16 protein-coding genes are annotated in these 16495 nt (G+C 71.9%); 9 read left to right on the top strand and 7 right to left on the bottom strand.

Annotation, left to right across the window (positions count from 1 at the left end; genetic code table 11):
- The 9 genes from AB0G15_RS20845 to AB0G15_RS20805 form a co-directional block, all read left to right on the top strand.
- On the top strand, positions 1 to 548 hold a 548-nt coding region (locus AB0G15_RS20845), incomplete at its 5' end, for a Gfo/Idh/MocA family oxidoreductase (protein WP_362842043.1).
- Positions 545 to 1552: a sugar phosphate isomerase/epimerase family protein gene (locus tag AB0G15_RS20840; protein WP_362842040.1), complete on the top strand. Its 1008-nt coding sequence runs from the start codon at positions 545 to 547 to the stop codon at positions 1550 to 1552. The genes AB0G15_RS20845 and AB0G15_RS20840, both read left to right, overlap by 4 nt.
- 459 nt (positions 1553 to 2011) lie before the next feature.
- A complete protein-coding gene (locus tag AB0G15_RS20835) occupies positions 2012 to 3160 on the top strand; it encodes an inositol-3-phosphate synthase (RefSeq protein ID WP_362842037.1) in 1149 nt (382 codons plus the stop codon).
- Positions 3160 to 4053 (top strand): SCO3242 family prenyltransferase, encoded by an 894-nt coding sequence (locus tag AB0G15_RS20830; RefSeq protein ID WP_362842034.1) that lies wholly within the window; start codon positions 3160 to 3162, stop codon positions 4051 to 4053. The genes AB0G15_RS20835 and AB0G15_RS20830 overlap by 1 nt, the downstream gene beginning before the upstream one ends.
- Positions 4050 to 4922 (top strand): sugar phosphate isomerase/epimerase family protein, encoded by an 873-nt coding sequence (locus AB0G15_RS20825; protein ID WP_362842031.1) that lies wholly within the window; start codon positions 4050 to 4052, stop codon positions 4920 to 4922. The genes AB0G15_RS20830 and AB0G15_RS20825 overlap by 4 nt, the downstream gene beginning before the upstream one ends.
- A complete protein-coding gene (locus AB0G15_RS20820) occupies positions 4919 to 5554 on the top strand; it encodes an EboA domain-containing protein (protein ID WP_362842029.1) in 636 nt (211 codons plus the stop codon). Before AB0G15_RS20825 ends, AB0G15_RS20820 begins: the two co-directional genes overlap by 4 nt.
- The gene (locus AB0G15_RS20815) at positions 5554 to 6408 is read left to right on the top strand and encodes a TatD family hydrolase (RefSeq protein ID WP_362842026.1); all 855 of its coding nucleotides are present in this window, start codon (positions 5554 to 5556) and stop codon (positions 6406 to 6408) included. Before AB0G15_RS20820 ends, AB0G15_RS20815 begins: the two co-directional genes overlap by 1 nt.
- Positions 6408 to 7535: a metabolite traffic protein EboE gene (gene eboE, locus AB0G15_RS20810; protein ID WP_362842024.1), complete on the top strand. Its 1128-nt coding sequence runs from the start codon at positions 6408 to 6410 to the stop codon at positions 7533 to 7535. The genes AB0G15_RS20815 and eboE overlap by 1 nt, the downstream gene beginning before the upstream one ends.
- On the top strand, positions 7532 to 8908 hold the full coding sequence (locus AB0G15_RS20805) for a nucleotide pyrophosphatase/phosphodiesterase family protein (RefSeq protein ID WP_362842022.1): 1377 nt from the start codon (positions 7532 to 7534) through the stop codon (positions 8906 to 8908). Before eboE ends, AB0G15_RS20805 begins: the two co-directional genes overlap by 4 nt.
- A 243-nt stretch (positions 8909 to 9151) precedes the next feature.
- Here the strand turns inward: AB0G15_RS20805 and AB0G15_RS20800 are convergent, their stop codons facing one another.
- The 7 genes from AB0G15_RS20800 to AB0G15_RS20770 all read right to left on the bottom strand — a co-directional run bounded on the left by AB0G15_RS20800 (position 9152) and on the right by AB0G15_RS20770 (position 16473).
- Positions 9152 to 9739 (bottom strand): hypothetical protein, encoded by a 588-nt coding sequence (locus AB0G15_RS20800; RefSeq protein ID WP_362842020.1) that lies wholly within the window; start codon positions 9737 to 9739, stop codon positions 9152 to 9154.
- Positions 9740 to 9936: 197 nt separating this feature from the next.
- On the bottom strand, positions 9937 to 10761 hold the full coding sequence (locus AB0G15_RS20795; RefSeq protein WP_362842018.1) for an amidohydrolase family protein: 825 nt from the start codon (positions 10759 to 10761) through the stop codon (positions 9937 to 9939).
- Positions 10762 to 10766: 5 nt separating this feature from the next.
- Positions 10767 to 11558 carry a hypothetical protein gene (locus AB0G15_RS20790; RefSeq protein ID WP_362693938.1) on the bottom strand — a complete coding sequence of 264 codons (792 nt, stop codon included), beginning with the start codon at positions 11556 to 11558 and terminating at the stop codon, positions 10767 to 10769.
- Positions 11555 to 13483 (bottom strand): hypothetical protein, encoded by a 1929-nt coding sequence (locus tag AB0G15_RS20785; protein WP_362842015.1) that lies wholly within the window; start codon positions 13481 to 13483, stop codon positions 11555 to 11557. Before AB0G15_RS20785 ends, AB0G15_RS20790 begins: the two co-directional genes overlap by 4 nt.
- Positions 13480 to 14310, bottom strand: a complete 831-nt coding sequence (locus AB0G15_RS20780; protein ID WP_362842012.1) for a carbohydrate ABC transporter permease — start codon at positions 14308 to 14310, stop codon at positions 13480 to 13482. The genes AB0G15_RS20785 and AB0G15_RS20780 overlap by 4 nt, the downstream gene beginning before the upstream one ends.
- Entirely contained in the window at positions 14307 to 15245 is a 939-nt protein-coding gene (locus AB0G15_RS20775) for a sugar ABC transporter permease (protein WP_362842010.1), read from the bottom strand. Before AB0G15_RS20775 ends, AB0G15_RS20780 begins: the two co-directional genes overlap by 4 nt.
- Positions 15232 to 16473, bottom strand: coding sequence for an extracellular solute-binding protein (locus AB0G15_RS20770; protein WP_362842007.1), 1242 nt, complete (start codon positions 16471 to 16473; stop codon positions 15232 to 15234). The genes AB0G15_RS20775 and AB0G15_RS20770 overlap by 14 nt, the downstream gene beginning before the upstream one ends.
- Positions 16474 to 16495: the final 22 nt, after the last annotated feature.

Below are 16495 nucleotides of genomic sequence, written 5' to 3'. Positions count from 1 at the left end.
CGGGGCTGACCGAGACGTTCATCACCCAGCGGCCCCTCGCCGGCGCCTCGGCGGGGTTGTCGGCCGACACCGGCAACGGAAGCGGTACGGAGATGGGCGAGGTCGACGTCGACGACGCGGCCCTGTTCATCGGCCGCCTCAGCGGCGGGGCGGTGGCCTCGTTCGAGGCGACCCGGTTCGCCACCGGCCGCAAGAACGCGCTGCGGATCGAGGTCAACGGCTCCAAGGCGAGTTTGGCGTTCGACTTCGAGGCGATGAACGAGCTGTGGTTCCACGACCACGCGTTGCCGGCCGAGGAGGCGGGCTTCCGCCGGGTGCTGGTCACCGAGGCCGGGCACCCGTACGCGGGGGCGTGGTGGCCGCCGGGCCACGGCCTGGGCTATGAGCACACCTTCACCCACGAGGTGAAGGACTTCGTCGAGGCGATCACCGCCGGTGTCGCCCCGACTCCGTCGTTCGACGACGGGCTGAACGTCCAGCGCGTGCTGGAAGCGGTCGAGCGCAGCGCCGCCGACCAGAGCCGTCTCACATCTGTGGAGGGAACATGAGCAGGCCGATCACCTTGTTCACCGGCCAGTGGGCCGACCTGCCGTTCGAGGAGGTCTGCCGCCTGGCCTCGGGCTGGGGATACGACGGTTTGGAGATCGCCTGCTGGGGCGATCACTTCGAGGTCGACAAAGCCCTCAGCGACGACGACTACATCCCCCGCAAACAGGAACTGCTCGCCAAGCACAACCTGTCGGTCTACACCATCTCCAACCACCTGGTCGGCCAGGCCGTCTGCGACAACCCCATCGACGCCCGCCACCAGGGCATCCTGCCCGCCCGCATCTGGGGCAACGGCGACCCCGAACAGGTCCGCCGCAACGCCGCCGAAGAGATCAAGAACACCGCCCGCGCCGCCGCCAAACTCGGCGTCGACACCGTGGTCGGCTTCACCGGCTCCTCCATCTGGCACACCGTGGCCATGTTCCCGCCCGTGCCCCCCCAGATGATCGAGGACGGCTACGCCGACTTCGCCGAACGCTGGAACCCCATCCTCGACGTCTTCGACGAGGTCGGCGTCCGCTTCGCCCACGAGGTCCACCCCAGCGAGATCGCCTACGACTACCACACCACCGTGCGCACCTTGGAGGCCATCGGCCACCGCCCCGCGTTCGGCCTGAACTGGGACCCCTCCCACATGGTCTGGCAGGAGATCGACCCGGTCGCCTTCATCCTCGACTTCGCCGACCGCATCTACCACGTCGACTGCAAGGACGCCAAGGTCCGCACCGGCGACGGCCGCCGCGGCCGCCTGGCCTCCCACCTGCCCTGGGCCGACCTGCGCCGCGGCTGGGACTTCGTCTCCACCGGACGCGGCGACGTGCCCTGGGAGGACTGCTTCCGCGCCCTCAACGCCATCGGCTACAACGGCCCCATCTCCATCGAGTGGGAGGACGCCGGCATGGACCGCCTCGACGGCGCCCCCGACGCGCTGGCCGTCATCCGCAAGCTCAACGCCATCACCCCGCCCACCACCGCCTTTGACGCCGCCTTCTCCTCGGACTGAAAACCCCTCGGACCGAAGACCCCTCGGACCGAACCCTCAGGCCGAAACCCCGACGGGGAACAGCCGGACCTCCCGGCTGGAACCCGCGCGGAAAACCGGCCTGAAATCCGAACCGACTCCCTCAGGGCGAACCTCTCGGGCCGGACGTCCCGGTCCGGGATTCCTGACTGAGCTCGCTGACAGAATTTTTTTACGTTGAGCTGCTATGACGGAAAAATATAGCCCTGAGACATATATCCGTAATATCCGCACAACGTACGATTCCTTGCACAAGCGGGTCGGACCTACCGGCTCGGCCCGCTGCGGGGTCGTCTCCTCCGTTTTAACGACCACGTATGCCCGCCGTGACATCCCTTCCGACCGGACGGCCGAAATGGTGATGTCATCGGCGCCGTCCGGCCTCGGCCGGACGGATGAAAACCGTCATCCCCCAGGAGTCGACTCACCATAGGAGGCCAGATGCGTACGGGAGTGTGGCTGGTAGGAGCACGAGGGTCCGTCGCCGTCACGAGCGTGATCGGAGCGCTAGCGGTGCGTGCCGGTCTCGCCCAGCCGACGGGCTGCGTCACGGAACTCCCCGAGTTCGGTGGTGCCGGGCTGCCAGGTCTGGGAGACCTGGTGTTCGGCGGGCACGACATCGTGCCGACCCCGCTGGAGAAGAAGGCGGCCGCGCTCGCCGGAGCCGGGATCGTCCCGTCCCGGCTGGTCGAGGCCCTGCGCGACGAGCTCGCCGGCGTCGAGGAGAACCTGCGGCAGGTGCCGCTCGCCGAGAACCAGGCCGCGACCGCGGAGCTGATCAGCGCCGACATCACCGAGTTCAGGCTGCGGCACGGCCTGGAACGGGTCGTCGTCATCAACGTCTCGACCACCGAGCCGGCACCCGCGCCCCATCCGGCGTACGCCGACCTGGAGCTGCTGGAGGCCGAGCTGGCGGTCTCCCGGGACCTGCTGCCGCCCAGCGCCCTGACGGCGTACGCCGCCTTCCGCGCGGGCTGCCCCTACGTGGACTTCACCCCATCGACGGGCGCCCGGCTGCCCGCCCTGGACCGGCTCGCCGGCCTGGCGGGGCTGCCGTACGCGGGCCACGACGGCAAGACCGGCGAGACGCTCGTCAAGTCGGTGCTCGCCCCGATGTTCGCCCAGCGCAACCTGCGGGTCCGCACCTGGTCGGGGATGAACCTCCTCGGCGGGGGAGACGGCGCCAACCTCGCCGACCCCGCCGCCAACGCCGCCAAGGCCGCCAGCAAGCAGCGGGTGCTGGGCGAGACGCTCGGCTACACCCCGCAGGGCGAGACCCGCATCGAGTACGTGGAGGACATCGGCGACTTCAAGACCGCCTGGGACCTTGTCACCTTCGAGGGGTTCCTGGGTACGCCCATGCGCATGGAGTTCACCTGGCACGGCTGTGACTCCGCCCTCGCCGCGCCCCTGATCCTGGACCTGGCGAGGCTCACGGCGGCGGCGCACCGCTCCGGCCGCACCGGTCCGCTGAGCGAGCTGGCCTTCTTCTTCAAGGACCCGCTCGGGGTGGTGCCGCACGCGCTGGCCGACCAGTGGCGGGTGCTGCGCGCGTTCGCCGGCACCCTCGGCGGAGAGGAACCGGTCTGATGCCGTCGCTGCGCGACCTCGTGGAGCTCGTGCGCGCCCCCGCCGCCCTGTCCGTCCCCGGTGACGTCGTCGCCGGGGCCGCCGCCGGGCAGGTGCTCGGCGGCAGGACCCTCGGCCTGGCCTGCTCCTCGGTCTGCCTGTACTGGGCGGGAATGGCCGCCAACGACTGGGCCGACCGCCGCTTGGACGCGGTGGAACGCCCGGAGCGGCCGATCCCGTCCGGCCGCGTGTCGCCCGGTGCCGCGCTCGGGATCGCCGCCGGGCTCACCGTCGCCGGTCTCGCGGCGGCCGGGCTCTCCGGCGGCCGCCGGGCCCTCGCGGTCGCCGTCCCGCTCGCCGCCGCCGTCTGGTCGTACGACCTGGTGGCCAAGAACACCGCGGCGGGCCCCCTGGCGATGGCGCTCTGCCGGGGACTCGACGTGCTGCTGGGCGCCACCCCGGGGCGGAGCGTCGCGGACGCGCTGCCCTCGGCCCTCACCGTCGCCGCCCACACCTACCTGCTCACCGCGCTGTCGCGCGCCGAGGTGTCCGGCTCCGACCGGAGCCTTCCGGTGGCGACCCTGGCCGGTACCGTCGCGCTCGCGGTGGCCACCGCCCTGGGACGCGGCGACGCCTCCCCGAAGCCGCAGACCGCGCGCGCGGCGCAGGTGGTGCGGGCCGTGCAGGCGGGGCTCACCGGCTGGTACGCCGCCAGGTTCGGCCTGTCCCAGGCCCAGGCGGTCGCCGAGCCGTCGCCCTCCCGGATGCGGGCCGCCGTCGGCACCGGCATCGTCGCGCTGCCCGCCCTGCAGGGCGCGCTCGTCGCCCGCAGCGGCGCCACCCGCGAGGGCATCGCGGTCGCGGCGGCCGTCCCCCTGGGCCGGGCCCTCGCGAGAAAGGTGTCCCCGACGTGAGCTCAGGCAGCACCGACACGACCCCCGGGCCGAGGTTCGGCTACGGCACCAACGGGTTCGCCAACCACCGGCTCGCCGACGCGCTCCGGGTCATCGCCGACCTCGGCTACCAGGGGGTCGCCCTCACCCTCGACCACGACCACCTGGACCCGTACGAGGAAGGGCTGGCGGGCAGGGTCGCGGCCACGGCCGACCTGCTGCGCGACCTCGGGCTCGGCGTGGTCGTCGAGACCGGGGCCCGCTACCTGCTGGACCCGTGGCACAAGCACGCCCCCACGCTGCTGCACGACGAGCGCGAGACGCGCCTGGACTTCCTGAACCGGGCGGTCGCCATCGGCGCCGACCTGGGAGCCGAGGCGGTGTCGTTCTGGGCGGGAGTGCGCCCGGAGGCGGTCGACGAGGCCACGGCCTGGGCCAGGCTCGTCGACGGCTGCGCCCGGCTCGCCGAGACGGCCGCCGCCGCCGGCGTGCCGCTGGGCTTCGAACCCGAGCCCGGCATGCTCGTCGAGACGATCGCCGGATGGCGCAAGCTGCACGCCGAGCTCGGCGAGCCGCCGGGGTTCGGCATCACCCTGGACATCGGCCACTGCCGCTGCCTCGAGCCCGACCCGGTCCCCGACTGCGTCACGGCCGTCGCTGGACACCTGGTCAACGTGCAGATCGACGACATGCGCCGCGGCGTGCACGAGCACCTGGAGTTCGGCGAGGGGGAGATCGACTTCCCGCCCGTGCTGCGCGCCCTGGCCGGCAGCGGCTACCGGGGCCTGGTCGCGGTGGAGCTGCCCCGCCACTCGCACGCCGCGCCGCAGGTGGCCGCCCGATCCCTGGACTTCCTGCGCGCGGCCGCCGCAGAAGGGACGAACGCATGACCCCACGACCGAGCATCCGGACGGACGGCCTGCTGAAGGCGCTCGACCAGGAGTGGCTCGCCGGCGCGCGCGAAAGCGTCGCCGCCAAGCCCGAGAGCGTCACGCGGCACTTCGCCTCCGCGGGACGGCGCGCCGGACGGGCACCGCTGCCGGACGCGCCCGGCTGGACGGCCGACGAGGCGGCGAGGGCCGTCCTGCTCGCCGCGCTCCCGCCGGACGCGGTGGCCGGGCAGGTCGCCGACCTCTACCGGTACGGCGACGCCGACGAGAAGCGCGCCGTGCTCAAGGCGCTGCCGCTGCTGCCCCTCGGCGCGGAGGCGGTACCGCTCCTGCACGACGCGATCCGCACCAACGACACCCGCCTGGTGGCCGCCGCGCTCGGCCCCTACGCCCGCCACCTCGACCAGACCATGTGGCGGCAGGCGGTGCTCAAGTGCGTGTTCATGGGCGTGCCGCTCGCCGCCGTGGACCGGCTGGAGGAGCGGGCCGACGCCGAACTGGCCGGGATGCTGGCCGCGTTCGCCGAGGAACGCACCGCGGCCGGGCGCCCCACCCCCGACGACGCGACCGCCCTGCTCGGCCGCCTGACCAGCGAGAAGCTCGACCGTCCGACCAGCGAGAAGGAGGCCTGATGCGGATCTTCGACCCGCACATCCACATGACGTCGCGCACCACCGACGACTACGCGAGGATGGCCGCCGCCGGGGTGCTCGCCGTCGTGGAGCCCGCCTTCTGGCTGGGCCAGCCGCGGACCAACCCCGGCTCGTTCACCGACTACTTCGACTCGCTGATCGGCTGGGAGCCGTACCGCGCGGGGCAGTTCGGCATCCTGCACCACGCCACCATCGCGCTGAACCCCAAGGAGGCAGGGGACCCGCGCTGCCGTCCCGTGCTCGACCTGCTCCCGCGCTACCTGGAGAAGGACCGCGTCGTCGCGGTCGGCGAGATCGGCTACGACTCGATGACCCCCGCCGAGGACGACGCCTTCGAACGGCAGCTCGCGATGGCCGTCGACCACGAGCTGCCCGCGCTCGTGCACACCCCGCACCGCGACAAGGCCAGGGGAACCCAGCGCACCCTCGACGTCGTCGCCTCGTCCGGCATCGCGCCCGGCATGGTCGCCGTCGACCACCTCAACGAGGTCACCGCCGGGATCGTGCACGACGCGGGCTGCTGGATGGGCTTCTCCATCTACCCCGAGACCAAGATGTCGCCGCCGCGCATGGTGGAGATCCTGCGCGAGCACGGCCTGGAGCGGGTGCTGGTCAACTCCGCCGCCGACTGGGGCGTGTCCGACCCGCTGCTCACCCTGGAGACCGGCAGGGCGATGCTGGAGGCCGGGTTCAGCGAGGACGACGTCGACCGGGTGCTCTGGCGCAACCCCGTGGAGTTCTACGGCCAGTCGGGCCGCCTGGACCTGTCCGAGGTCGCCGGAGCGAAGGAGCCCACGTTCGAGGGCAGCTCCATCAAGCGCGGAGGGTCTTGATGCGGCTGACCCATCCGGGCGGGCGGACGCTGCACCTCAGCTACTGCACCAACGTGCACCCGGCCGAGGACCTCGGCGGCATCGTCGAGCAGCTCGACACGTACGCGGTGCCGATCCGCGCCCGCCTCGGCGCCGACACGCTCGGGCTCGGGCTCTGGCTGGCCGCGCCCGTCGCCGCCGCGCTCGCCGCCGACCCCGCGCTGCTGGCCGGGTTCCGCCGCGAGCTGGACGCGCGTGAGCTGGAGGTCGTGACGCTCAACGGCTTCCCCTACCGCTCGTTCCAGGACCCGGTGGTCAAGCACGCGGTCTACCACCCCGACTGGACCACCTCCGACCGGCTCGCCTACACCCTCGACCTGGCGAACGTCCTGGCCGCCCTCCTGCCGGACGACGCCGCCAGGGGATCGATCTCCACGCTCCCGCTCGCCTGGCGCGACCCCTGGGACGAGGACATGGCCCGCCTCGCCATGAGCAGGCTCGACGAGCTCGCCACCGGGCTCGCCGCCGTCGAGTCCGCCACCGGCCGCGTCATCCGGGTGGCGTTCGAACCCGAGCCCGGCTGCGTGGTGGAGACCACCGGACAGGCCGTGCGCGCCCTGTCCGGCGTCGACACCGACCGGCTCGGCGTCTGCCTGGACCTCGCCCACCTGGCGTGCGCCTGGGAGCGGCCCGCCGACGCGCTGCGCCGGTACGCCGAGGCGGGCCTGCCCGTCGTCAAGGTCCAGGTCTCCGCGGCCCTGGAGAGCGACGACCCGGAGACCCTGCGCGAGTACGTCGAGCCGCGCTTCCTGCACCAGACCCGCAACGCGGCAGGCGAGGCCGCCGACGACCTCGACGAGGCGTTCGAGCGGAAGCTGCCCGGACCGTGGCGGGTCCACTACCACGTACCGCTGCACGTCGCACCGCAGGCGCCGCTCGCCACCACCGCGCCGGTGCTCCGCGAGGCCCTCGCGGAGCTCGTCGGCGGCCCCGAACCGCTGTGCGACCACTTCGACGTGGAGACCTACACCTGGGGCGTGCTGCCACCCGCGCTGCGCCCGCAGACGCCCGAACAGCTCGCCGGCGGCATCGCCGACGAGCTGGACTTCGCCCGCGCCGAGATGCGCGACCTTGGAGTGAAAGCATGACATCGTTGCTGGTCCTCGACGTGGTGGGCCTCACCCCGAGACTGCTGGCCCACATGCCGAGGCTGCGCGCCGTCGCCGACGGCGGCTTCCAGGCAGAGCTCGGCACCGTGCTGCCCGCCGTCACCTGCTCGGCCCAGTCGACCTTCCTCACCGGCGTCGCGCCCACCGAGCACGGCGTCGTCGGCAACGGCTGGTACTTCCGCGAGCTCGGCGAGGTCTTCCTGTGGCGCCAGCACAACGCGCTGGTCGGCGGGGACAAGCTGTGGCACGCCGCCCGGCGCGAGCGGCCCGGTTTCACCGTGGCCAACGTGTGCTGGTGGTACGCCATGGGCGCCGACGTCGACTGGACGGTCACCCCCCGGCCCATCTACCGGGCCGACGGGCGCAAGGACCCCGACTGCTACACCTACCCGCCCCAGCTGCACGACGAGCTCACCGGCAAGCTGGGTGACTTCCCGCTGTTCACCTACTGGGGCCCGGGCGCGGGCATCGCCTCGTCCACCTGGATCTGCCGCGCCACCGAGCAGATCATGAAGGACCACGACCCGGACCTGACCCTGGCGTACGTGCCGCACCTGGACTACGACCTGCAGAGGTTCGGCCCGTCCGACCCGCGCTCGGCCGCCGCCGCCTCCGAGCTCGACACCGTGCTGGCACCCCTGCTGGACGCCGCCGCCGCGCGCGGGACCACCGTGGTGGCCCTGTCGGAGTACGGGATCACCGACGTCTCCCGCCCGGTCGACGTCAACCGGCTGCTGCGCACCGAGGGGCTGCTGGAGGTCTACACCCAGGACGGCATGGAGTATCTCGACCCCTGGACCTCCCGCGCGTTCGCCGTCGCCGACCACCAGGTGGCCCACGTCTACGTCGCCGACCCCGCCGACATCCCGGCCGTCGCCAAGCTCTGCGCGGGCCTGCCCGGGGTCGCCGAGGTGCTCGACGAGGAGGGCAAGGCCCAGAACGGGCTGGCGCACTCCCGCGCCGGGGAGCTGGTCCTCGTCGCCGAGCCGGACTCCTGGTTCACCTACTACTACTGGCTCGACGACGCCCGGCGTCCCGACTTCGCCAACCTGGTCGAGATCCACCGCAAGCCCGGCTACGACCCCGCCGAGCTGTTCTTCGACCCCGCCGCCCCCGGCGCCGCCAAGCGCAGGGCCGCCGTGGCGCTGCTGCGCAAGAAGACCGGTATGCGCTACACGATGAACGTCGTCGGCCTCGACGCGGGCGCCCGCGCCATCCGGGGCTCGCACGGCCGGCTGCCCGACGACCCCCTCGACGGGCCGGTGCTGCTGTGCTCCGACCCGTCCGTGGCCAGCGACCGGATCGCCGCCACCGAGGTGAAGGACCTGCTGCTCCGGCTGTCCCTGCGCTGAGCGGCTCCCAAAACGGCGCCGCCCGCCTGTGCCTTTCACCCCCCGGGCGGGCGGCGCTCTCCACCTTCTTCCCGCATGCCTTCCGGACGGGTCGCACGATCTTCCGCACGGGGGCCTGGCCACGTACGGGCCCCCGCGCGGGAGAACACTCCCGACGGCGCGCGGCCGCACATCCCGGTCGCCGGCCTTCTCGCACCGAGGGCACCGAGGGCGCCGTCCTGGACGAGTAACTCCGAAGTCCGGTCAGTGGTCGTAGGCGATCAGTGATCGGGTGACGGGCTGGCCGGTGGCGCGGTTGTGCCAGATCGCGGCGGTCAACGCCAGGATCCGCTGGGCGGCACGGACCGCGACGCCGCTCGGGCTGCGCCCGCCGTGCAGTTCCAGGCCGAGCCGGCCCTTGAGGGTTTCGTTGACCGATTCGATCAGCTGGCGGATCGGTTTGAGGAACTGCTCGCCGGGCCGGGGAGCGAGGTTGCGGTATTCGATGGGGGTGGAGTCGATGACCCAGACCGGGTCGGCCCACAGGTCGCTGTCGCGGGCCAGCGCGCAGATGGTGCGCTGGAGCAGGGGCAGTGCGCTGCGCAGGCGCTTGTCGTAGCCGGACCGGCCGGGCAGGGAGGGGAAGGCGCCGGGCAGATGGCGAGGCAGGAACCGCAGCCGGCGGGTCTCGGAGCGGATGCCGAGCAGGGCCTGGGCGATGGCCACGGTGAGTAGTTCGGCGTCGGTCAGGCGCGGTGGGCGGCCGGGGCGAACGTGCTGGCCCGTCTGGGTGAGCCAGTCGTCGATCCTGACATACAGTGCGGTCAGAAGGGTGTTGAGGTCGTTGGTCACACATCGATCCCCGACACCCTTCGTCGCTTCCGCTCTGGCGTCGGGGGCGGGTTCATCTGTTTGAGGCGCAGCCCGGGTGGGCGACATTCGCCCTACTGCCGACGCGCTCCACGGGTGGGCTCATCAGCCGGTACGTCCCGCCTTACCCGTTCTCGGTTTTAGGACTCACTCGTCTGGACCGGCCGGTAGCGGTCGCCTCATCGCGCGCCCCCGTAGACCCGGGCGGCGGTGCCGCCGAGCACCGCGGCGCGTTCGGCGGGGTGCCAGCCCGCGAGCAGCCGTTCGACGCGGGCGCGTTCGCCCGCGTAGTCGTCGCGCAGCAGCAGAACCGGCCAGTCGGAGCCCCACAGGAGCCGGTCGGCTCCGAGCGCGGCCCGGGCGGCGGCGAGCAGTGTCACGGCCCTCCCCTCGTCGTCACCGAGCCCTGAGACCTTGGCGACCGCGCGCGGGGCCCGGGCGAGCTCATCGAGCGCGGTGCGCCAGGACCGTGGGTCGGCATCCGGCTCGTGCGCGTTCGCCAGGTGGTCGATCACGACGGCCAGCCCCGGATGGCGGGCGGCGAGCGCGGCGGCCTCGGGCAGCTGCGCGGCCGAGATGAGCAGCTCGAGCAACAGCTCCTCCCTCTCCAGGGCGATGAGCCCCGCCACCGTCGCCGGGTCGGTCCACCAGCCGGCCGGGGCGGCGGTGAGCGACTGCCGCACCCCGCGCAGCAGGGTGCCGCCGGGCGCGGCGCGCAGGGCGGCGAGCCGTTCCGCCGCGTCCGGGCGGGCGAGCTCCGCCCAGGCGACCACGCCCAGGACCCGCGGGTCGTGGGCGGCACCCGCCAGCAGCCGCTCGGATCCCGCGTCGCTCTCCTCGGCGGCGACCAGCACCACGCGGGCGACGCCCGTCGTCGCGAGCTCGGGGGCGAGGTCGTCGAGCGTGAATATCCGGCGGATCGCCCCCGACGCCGGCTCGGCGAGCCAGCCGGTGCCGAGCAGCTCCGCGCCCCAGACGTGGACGTGGGCGTCGACGACGCTCACCGGGCTCAGACGAGCGGCCGGCGGCCGGCGTCGCGCCACGCCTCGTACTCGGCGCGGCTGTCGAGGCTGAGCGGGTAGTAGTCGGACAGCCGCGCGCCCTGCTCGAGCCGCATCCGGCTGAACTCCTCCCAGTTCTCGTGGTCCTCGGCCGACCGCACGAGCTCGAGCGCCTTGCCCGAGGGCACGATCACCGCGCCGTCGTCGTCGGCGACCACGACATCGCCCGGCAGGCAGAGAACGCCGCCGGCGGCGACCGGCACGTCGTAGGCCCAGGGGAACAGGTCGGTCTGTGAGGCGTAGTGCGGCGTCGTGCCGGTGCACCAGATCGGCACCCCGAGCTCGCGCACGCGCGCGGCGTCGCGGATGCACCCGTCGACGACGATGCCGGCACCGCCGCGACGCTTGAAGTAGCGCACGAGCATGTCGCCGAAACAGCCGGTGAACGAGCTCCCGTAGGCCTGCACGACGAGCACGTCGCCCTCCTGCACGGTCTCGAGAACGGCCCAGAGGGCGGTGTCGCGCTCGACGTACTCCTGGCTCAGGCCGCTCGCGACGTCCTCGCGCTGCGGCATGAACTGCAGCGTCAGCGCCGAGCCGACCACGCGACTGCCGCGCTCGAGCGGGACGGGACCCTGAACGGCGGTGCGGGTGATCCCCATGCCGTTGAGCTTGGCGCACGCCGTGGCGGCGCTCACCGCCTCCATCCGACGGAGGATGCCGGGGTCGGCCCGGTCGAAGGCCCCGCCGCGTACCGGCAGAGGCCAGACGGTCGACGGCGACTCGTGGGTGGTGTTCATGCGTTCTTCTCCTGAGCGGTGCGGACGAAGTCCTGGTGGGAGGCGCGGTGGACGCGCCGGGTGGTCTCGAGGTCAAGGGCGATCCGCGTGCGCGCGGGCAGGAGCACCTCGATCCGCGAGGCACCGACCGCGACGCGGTGGCGCGTGGTCGGAACGGGCGGGATGTCGTACCGGCGGTCGTCGCCCGGGTAGCCGGGCTCGGCGGTGTCGTGACCGGCGGTGACGATCTCGTCCTCACCGAAGGCGCCGGCCTGCACGACGACGAGCTGATCCTCGTCGCCGGTGTTGACGAGCTCGAGCGCGACGTGGTGCTCCTCGACCGCGCTGACGAGCGCCGCGACGCCGGGCGGCAGGCCGGGGCGTTCGCGCGTCCCGTCGCCGATCACGACACGGGCGAGCGCGAGGCCGCCGTAGTAGATGGCCGGTGGCGCGCCCGTCACGAGCTGGCTCAGCACCTCCGTCACGACGGGGTTGAGCCGTTGCCAGAAGTGGATGTCCCCGTCCTCCGGTTCGTCCGGTGCCTGTGCGATCAGGGACATCCGCCGGAGGGTCTGGGCGAGGGCCAGCTCGAGCGCGCGTTCCGGGTAGTCCGGATTGCGTCCGGCGAGGTAGCCGATCCACGGCGCCTCGTGACCCTGCTCCTCCTTGTCGTGGAACCAGCGCACCGCCTCCCAGTCGGAGTCGGAGGCGGCCCGCAGCCGCTCGAGGCGCGGATCGTGCGCGACGTCGCCCTGCGCCCACGCGAGCCAGAGCACGGGCGCGAGCGGCACCGGGTGCCGGTCGAACCAGCCCTCCGGGCCGTGCCGGTAGGGCACGAGCAGCTCGCGGGTGCTCTCGTCGGCGCCGAGCCGCTCGGCCCAGCCGGGGCCGAGGCTGCCGCGGGTCGCGATGCGGTCGACGACCACGCCCTCCGCCATCACGGCGTCGAGGGTGGCGCCGACGAGGCCGATCCGGTCGAGCGTGCCGGTGAGCACCACGGTGTTGAGCGCGGCGACCGTGGCGGTGGGCGCGATCGAGTGCAGGCCGTGAGGCCAGGTCCAGCCATAGTGGCCGCCGTACCAGGCGCCGCCGTGCAGTTCGCCGACGACCCCGCCGGGACCGACGTTGTCGGGCAGCACGCCGCCGTTCGCGGCCGCGCGCTCGCGCCAGGCGTCGACGTACTCGAGCACCCAGTCGGCGAAGCGCCGGTCGTGGTCGTAGAGCCAGGCGTTGACCGCGAGAGTTGTCGCGGCGAGGTTGACGGCGGTGTCGCCGCGCCCCATCCGCTCCTGCATCGCCTGGCCCATCGCACGGGCCGCGGCCGGGTCGGCCAGGTCGTCCCAGCCGCGGATGCCGGGGACGTCGAGCAGGGGGAGGCCGTAGATCTCCATGCCGGCCTGGTCGGCGCGGTATTCCTCCCAGTCCTCGCCGACGCCCCAGCGCGGACCACCGGAGCCGGTGTGCGGGGCGACGATCGTGCGGGTGACCGGGTCGTAGTTGCCGGTGCCGGGCAGGTAGAGCTCGGCGAAGCGACGCGCGCGTGCGCGGAACACGGCGTCGGAGGGATCCGCGGCGCAGATGGAGAGGAAGAACGGCAGCGACTCGCCCTGGTGGAACCAGTCGTAGCCGAGCTCGTACTCCTCCCGCACGAATCCGAACTCGGTGAGTTGCCGGGTCACGCCCTCCCAGTGATGCTTGGCCGCGTCGAGAACGTCGGCGGATCCGCCGAGGCGATACAGCACGGGCCAGTTGAAGAACGGCTCGTAGAAGTCGTCGACACCGTCGCGACCGTACATCCGTCCCCGGTAGCGTAGCCGGCCGTCAGGCTCGCAGAAGCGTCGCTCGAACTCGCGCCAGGCACGGTCGAGGCGGGCGAGCAGCTCGCGCTCGAGGATCGCCCAGCGGGGCAGCTCACGGACGGGGACGGTGGCGGAGATCCTGATCATCCTTTGACCGCTCCCGAGGTGAGACCGCCGATGATGCGTCTTTGCAGGAGGACGTAGAACACGATCACGGGCGCGACCGCGAGCAGCATGTTCGAGTAGACGATCGTGAAGTCGGTCGAGTACTTGCTGATCGCCGCGAACACGCCGGTGGTCACCGTGTAGATGCCGGACCCGGGTCCCAGGATGATCCGCGGATTCACGAAGTCCGACCAGACGCCCACCGAGTTGAGCACGACGGCGGTCGCGACGGCCGGGCGCATGAGCGGGAAGATGATGCGCCAGAACGTGCCCATCCGGCTCGCGCCGTCGATGCGAGCCGCCTCGTCGAGCTCGCGCGGGATGCTTTTGACGAACGCGGTGAAGAGGAACACCGTCGTGGGGATCGTCAGCGCCGTCTGGAACAGGACGAGACCGGGAACGGTGCCCATGAGGCCGATGGTCCTCAGCACGTAGATCACGGGGATGACGATCGCCTGGCTCGGGATGAACAGGCCCGCCAGCAGCACGAGCAGCACCAGCCGGTGGCCGCGCCGGACCCCGCGGGCGATCGCGTAGGCGGCCGGCCCGGTGACGAGGATCGAGAGCACGTTGACCGACGCGACGAGCAGCGCGGTCGTGCCATAGGCGCCGATCACGTTGAAGTCGGCGGAGGTCGCGGCCGCCACGATGTTGTCGATCGTGAACCCGTCGGAGGGCACGTCGAACGGCGAACCGACGATGTCGTCCTGGCTCTTGAACGCGTTGGTCACGAGCAGATAGAGCGGGACGACCATCACGGCGGCGAGAACGATGAGCACGACGCCCCGGAGTAACCGGATGACGATCACGCGGACACCGCCTGTTCACTCTGGCGGCGGAGCTGGGTGACGACGACCGTCACCGCGATGATCGCGACCATGAGCACGACCGATTGGGCCGCGCCGTAGCCGAGCTGCGAACGGCTGAAGGAGGTCGTGAGGATGTTGAACACGGTCGTCTGGGTGGTTCCGGCAGGCCCGCCCGCGGTGAGCGCGAGGACGAGCTCGTAGACCCGCAGCAGGCCGATGGCGGAGAGCACGACGTTGAGCGTGACGGTCGGCGCGAGCACGGGGAGCTTGACCTGCCAGAAGGTCTGCCAGGGGCCGGCCCCGTCGATGCGGGCCGCCTCCAGGAGCGAGACGTTGAGAGTCTGAAGGCCCGCGAGGTAGAGCACGACGTTGACCCCGAAAGTCGCCCATATGATCACCGCGACGGTCGTGAAAGTGGCCCATCCGGGGTCGGCGAGGAAGGGGAGGCGTTCGAGGCCGAGGTTGGTGAGCAGCGCGTTGACCGCGCCGTTGCTGCCGAGGATCGACGCCCAGAGGAAACCGAGGATGACCGGCCCGATCACATACGGTGAGAAGACCAGCACGCGCATGACAGTGTTGACGCGGGTGTGGCGGTTGAGGAGCAGGGCGACGCCGACGCCCAGCGTGTTGCAGGCGATCGTGCCCACGACGGCGATCACCGCGGTGAAGGCGGCGGCCCGCAGCACCTCGGGGTCCTGCACGAGCCTCTCGTAGTTGCGGGTTCCGACCCATGACGGCGGGATGGTGAAGCCGTCCCAGTTCGTGAGGCTGAGGTAGATCGCGATCGCGATCGGGATGAGGACGAACAACGCGACCAGTGCGAGCGCCGGCGCGATCATGACGGTGTCGGTGAGCAGTTCGAGGCGGGCGTCCCGGCGACGGCGGGTGGCCGGAGCCGCCCCGCCGGCTCCGGCCCGGGTGTCATTGCCCGGCATTCAGATCCCACCAGGAGTCCAGGGCGGCCGCCGCGTCCGCCGGAGTGGTCTTGACGTAGAGGGCCTGGACCTGCTTGTTGAGCTCGTCGCCGAAACCGCCGGGAATCCTGGGGCCGGACGTGCCGAGTACGAGGCGGGGAGCGGCGTCGAGGATCGCCGCGACCGCCTGGTTGAGCGGGCTGCCCTTGTAGGAGATCCCCTGGCGGAAGTTGCCCTCGGAGGCGAGTGACGCGGTGACGGCCGTCTTGTCGCTGACCAAGTACTCGACCAGGCTCAGCGCGAGGTCCCGGTTCTTGGAGGCCTGCAGGATCGAGTACGGCTGCGCGGGTCCGCTCATCTGCCCGGCCGGGCTGCCGTCGAGTGACGGCGCCGCGAAGACTCCCACGTCGAACGAGGTGGCGGCCTCGTCGATCGAGGGCACGATCCAGTTGCCGATCACGTAGGTCGCGGCCTTGCCGGAGGTGAATCCGTCGATCGAGTCCTGGTACTTGAGGCCGAGCGCGTCGGGATCGACGAGGCCGTCGGCGATCCAGCCCGCATAGGCGTCGAGGTACTTCTCGTACGCGCTTTTCGCGAAGGTGGCGGAGCCGGCGTTGCGCTTGGCGTAGAAATCATCGGACGCGAGGAGCTGCGGGTTCGCCAGCATCGCGAACTGCGCTCCGGTGACCCACTCGCCCGCCGTCTGCAGCGGAAGGTAGCCGGCCGCCTTGAGCGCCTTGAGGTCCTTGGTGAACTCGTCGAGGCTGGTCGGCGGCGCGTCGATGCCGGCGGCGGCGAAGGCTTTCTTGTTGTAGAAGACGAGCGACTGGATCTGCGCGCCGGTGGCGACCTGCCAGATCTTGCCGTCGACCTGGTTCTGCTCGGCGAGCGGGGTGTCGAGCACCCACGGCTCCTTAGGGAAGGCGAGCAACTGCGGTGCCACCACGGGGTCGAGGTTGCTGGCGACGATGTCGGGCACGTCACCCGAGGCGAGCTCCTGCTGGAGGGTCGCCTGCACGTCCTCCCCGCTCGGCACCTCGATGGTGACGGTCACCCCCTTGTGCTTGGCGACCCAGGGCTGGACGAGGTCCTCGTAGTACTTCTTCGTCAGGACCGGTGTGATGTTGGCGAGGATGCGGAGCTCGCCCCCGCCCTCCTCGGCGCTGCCGGTCGCGCATCCCGTCAGCAATCCCGCGATCATTGCCGAGCCTATGAGGATCGCGGCGGCGCCGCGTGTGCTGTGTCGCATGAATCTTCCTTGATCTGTAATC

It is taken from the genome of Streptosporangium sp. NPDC023825 (assembly GCF_040639575.1).
GTDB lineage: Bacteria > Actinomycetota > Actinomycetes > Streptosporangiales > Streptosporangiaceae > Streptosporangium.
Note: the sequence above shows the minus strand (reverse complement) of the source record. Positions and strands in the feature narration are given on the sequence as shown.